A 4,243-nucleotide genomic window follows, 5' to 3' on the forward strand; every position below is an offset into this window, starting at 1 on the left:
CGGCCAGTATTTCGCCAGCTTCAAGTGTAAATGAAAGTGGTTCTATCGCGACCGACTTGGGTGACCAAGGCCAGCCTTTACGCGAACGAAAGGTTTTACCCAAATTGCGCACTTCGAGTAAATGACTCATGGTGTTGTATCCAGTAATGGAAAGTGACAATGAAAGACACGTTGCCGTTCATGGGTTGCTACCGGTGCTTTTACACAGGTTTTTTGCGCGTATGGGCATCTTGGTCCTAAGCGGCAACCAATGGGCATATGGCGCAGCGTTGGAATAGTACCTGGTAAGGTCGGTAGCCGAGCTTTATGAGGAAGCTGCTGTTGTGTTTGTAACGACATGCGAATCATTGAGTCGGTGTAAGGGTGCGCAGGCTCTGACAATACTTCATTTGCCGGGCCGGTTTCCATTAACTGACCACAGTAGAGCATTGTTAGCCGCTTAGTTTCCGGCAAAATTGACGCTACGTCCTGTGAAATAAGTACGACTGACATCTGCTGACTGACAGCCAGCCGGGCAATCAAACGATGAATCTGCAGTCGTGTCGATGGCTCCATGGCAGTGGTTGGCTCATCAGCAATGAGTAGACGGGGGCGGTGAGCTATAGCGATGGCGATACTCACTTTCTGTGCAATGCCCTGAGACAATTCGAAAGGGTAACTGTCCATAATTGATTCATGGTCGCGAATACCAACCCGGTGCAATAATCTTTTTACCCGAGTTTTACGATCTACTCTGCGGCGCATAAAGGTGCCGCGCACATCGCCTTGTGGAATGGCCTCAATAATTTGCTGTTCAACCGTGCTGTTAGGGTCAAGATAGGCGTTAGGATCCTGAAAAATCATTGCCATGTCGCGACCCGTAATGTGCCGACGTTGCTTAGGTGTCATTGCCAGCAAATCCTGACCGTTCCACCAGAGTCTGTCTGCAGTAACCTGCCAGTTAGGATTAATAAAGCCGACAATCGCTTTAGCCAGCAAGCTTTTACCTGAGCCAGATTCGCCCACTATGCTGTGTATTTCGCCTTCGCTGAGTTGCAGGTTGACCTTGTCGAGCACGCGAACAACACCTTGTGGCGTTTGCATTTCAACCGTCAAATTGCGGATGTCGAGTAACTGCATTAGCTGTTAACCCTTTCTTTTAAGGCGCGACGTAAACTGTCTCCAACAATATTAATAGCCATTATCGTAATGAACAGGGTAACGCCCGGTAACACCATTGACCAGGGTGATAAATAAACTTCGTCCAGGCTCCGCGCTAACATGCTTCCCCACTCTGGAGTAGGTGCCTGAATACCCAGGCCAAGAAAGCTAAGCGCAGCAATATCCATAATAGCAACAGAAAGAGACACCGTTAACTGCATGACCAGTGTTGGTGTAACATTGGGTAAGATAACCCGATAAAGCAAATAAGCCTTTGAGCAACCATTTAGCCGCGAAGCTGTCACGTAGTCTTTGTGCCACTCTTCGTGAACAGCATTGCGCGTGACAAAAATGAACTGTGGAATGAGCGACAGTGTTATAGCAAAGGCAACGTTGTTAAAACCGGTGCCGAGAATAGCAATAATGATAAGAGCCATCAAAAAGGATGGGATAGATAGCAGAGTATCAAATAATCGCGACAGACTTTGATACTTGATGGTGCGATCAATGCCCGCAAGTGCGCCAATACTCATTCCTATTAATGACGATACAGCAACCATAAGTATGGGAAGGCCAAGGCTGTATAACCCGCCTATCAGAAGCCTTGAAAGCATGTCGCGACCAAGATCATCCGTACCGAATAAATACTTCATATTACCGCTTTCAACCCATGAGGGTGGTAGTGCGATAGCGTCAGAAAATTGAGCTGAAGTGTTAAACGGCGCCAGCAGTGGCGACAAAATAACCACGAGAATCATTGCTAATAAAACATAAAGCGCTGCCATGGATAAAAATCGGGCTCGATAGCTTTTCCAGACCAGTTGCAGCGGAGACGGTGTTTCGTCGTGATGATAGAGGTTAATCTGTGGCATTTTGTTCATGCCTCACTATTGGAAAGCGCCAGCCGTGGTACAGCTCAACCAGGAGGTTGAATAGTAAAATCACGAAAGCGAACATAAGCACTGCAGCCTGAATAATAGGGTAGTCGCGTTCAAATATACTGCGGATAAGCCAATTACCCATTCCGGGCCAGTTAAAAATGGACTCGACAACAATACTGTTCGTTAACAATAAACTAAAAAGTAGCGTGGTTTGTTGCAGTACCGATTGCACGGCGTTGGGAATAGCGTGCTTTACTAGTACGCGCCATTCGCTTAAACCGCGGGCTCTGGCTGCTTTGACAAAAGGTTTCTGCAGCATTTCCTGAGTTGCGTTTCGCATAAGTCTGAGTAGCAACATCATAGGCATAATGGCCAATATCAGCACCGGCAAAACAATATGGTTTAAAGCGTCCTGAAGTGCTTCAGCTTTATACTCTGACTGACTAAGGAATACATCGATTAGAATAGAGCCGGTTTGTGGTTCTACGCCATATAGTGGATTAATTTGGCCCGTAATGGGAAACCAGCCCAGCTTTATAGCGAACAGTAAGATCAAGAGCTGTGCTAGCCAGAATACCGGAATAGAGTAGCCCATCATTGCCAGGCTTATTACTGCCTTGTCTGAGCGTTGTCTGAAGCGGGTCGCTGCAAACACGCCCAAAGGTAAACCAAAGATGACTGCAACCAATAACGCCAGAATAATCAGCTCCATTGACGCCATAAAATGCTGGAGACCGTCAGCAAACACTGGTGTGCTATTACTTAACGACAGCCCCCAGTCACCTGCGAACAAGTGGCGTAAGTAATGCAGATACTGCGCGGCAATGTTTTCGTCTCCGGCGCGTAACTCCATCACTAATGAATAATTGTTCTGGAAGGTACGAACACCGGTCATATTGGTTATAGGGTCACCCGGAAACAGGTAATTAAGACTGAAGCTAAAAACTGTCAGTAAAAAAACGGCAATAATAAAAACACTTAAGCGGCCAACAAGATAGCGAGTCATTGCGATTGCTCCTGTACAGGCTTTTTAGTCGCAAGACGAAAGTTAATGCCGCCATAAGGGGGTAATTCGACACCGCTAATACTTTTCTGTTGTGCCTGAAAACGTTTTGAATGAGCAATCGGCAGTAAAGGTTGTTGTTGATTCAACAAGTGCTGCGCTGACTGATATAGAGCTTTGCGCTCTTCTGGGTTTGTCGTTGCAATGGCACTGTACAGAAGTTGATCAAAACCGGTATGGCACCAGTTCGCTCGATTGCCGCCGGTCGCTACTGCGGCACAACTCAGCAGGGGCCGGAAAAAGTTATCAGGATCGGCATTATCGGCATACCAGCCTATGAGAACTGTATCGTGTTCCCCCCGAGAAAGGCGTCGCCGAAAGGTATTCCATTCATATGAAACAATGCGCGCAGATACGCCTATTTGAGCTAAATCCGATTGCATCAACTCTGCCATTCTACGGGCATTGGGGTTGTAGACTCGCTGTACTGGCATCGCCCAAATCGTAATATCCAGGCTGGAGTGGCCTGCTTCCTGTAACAGGCGTTTGGCTTTTTCCGGATCGTATTGATACTGAATGCCCCGGTCATCGTATGCCCAGGATGTAGGCGGCAATATCGACTGCGCCAGCTCTGCGTTGCCGTAATAAATTGTCTGAATAATGGCTTCGCGGTTAATCGCGTGACTTAAAGCCTGACGAACGAGAGGATCATCAAAGGGTTCTTTTTGCGTGTTAAAAGCCCAAAATGAAACGTTAGGACTGACCTCATTGGTGACCATGAGTTGCTCCCGGTTAAGAGCTTTCAACTCGCTGACCAATGGGTAAGGAATGATGTCACATTCGCCGGTAACTAATTTCAGCATGCGTTTGTTGGCGTTGGGTGTAATGGAGTACACCAAGTGCTTAATACCTGGCCCTTCACGCCAGTAGTCAGGGTGACGCGAGTACCGAATTAAGATATCTTTTCGGTAACTTTCAAAACGATAAGGACCGGTCCCTATCGGTAAGCTGTCAATTTGCTCTGGTCGTTCCGCGACTAAAAGTTTCTGTGCGTACTCGGCGGACAAAACGATAGCGAAATCTGTTGCTAAATTTGCCAGGAATGAGCTGTCGGCATTGTTAAGTACAATATCGACTGTCATTTCGTCAATCTTCACGACTTTATTAATGAGTTGATCAAGGCCGGTAGCACTGAAAAACGGATAGCTTCCGCCGGTGT

Annotated in this window: 4 protein-coding genes; all 4 read right to left on the reverse strand. The window is 47.2% G+C overall.

The window, feature by feature from the left end:
* Positions 1-126 precede the first annotated feature (126 nt).
* Positions 127-1,119, reverse strand: a complete 993-nt coding sequence (locus B3180_RS00365; protein ID WP_054487993.1) for an oligopeptide/dipeptide ABC transporter ATP-binding protein — start codon at positions 1,117-1,119, stop codon at positions 127-129.
* Positions 1,119-2,012 carry an ABC transporter permease subunit gene (locus B3180_RS00370; RefSeq protein WP_074930767.1) on the reverse strand — a complete coding sequence of 298 codons (894 nt, stop codon included), beginning with the start codon at positions 2,010-2,012 and terminating at the stop codon, positions 1,119-1,121. Before B3180_RS00370 ends, B3180_RS00365 begins: the two co-directional genes overlap by 1 nt.
* On the reverse strand, positions 1,999-3,027 hold the full coding sequence (locus B3180_RS00375; RefSeq protein WP_054487991.1) for an ABC transporter permease: 1,029 nt from the start codon (positions 3,025-3,027) through the stop codon (positions 1,999-2,001). The genes B3180_RS00370 and B3180_RS00375 overlap by 14 nt, the downstream gene beginning before the upstream one ends.
* Positions 3,024-4,243 (reverse strand): ABC transporter substrate-binding protein (locus B3180_RS00380; RefSeq protein ID WP_286842213.1); only part of this gene is annotated, 1,220 nt, incomplete at its 5' end. The genes B3180_RS00375 and B3180_RS00380, both read right to left, overlap by 4 nt.

Source organism: Idiomarina sp. UBA4206 (assembly GCF_002383015.1).
In the GTDB taxonomy this organism is placed as follows: domain Bacteria; phylum Pseudomonadota; class Gammaproteobacteria; order Enterobacterales; family Alteromonadaceae; genus Idiomarina; species Idiomarina abyssalis.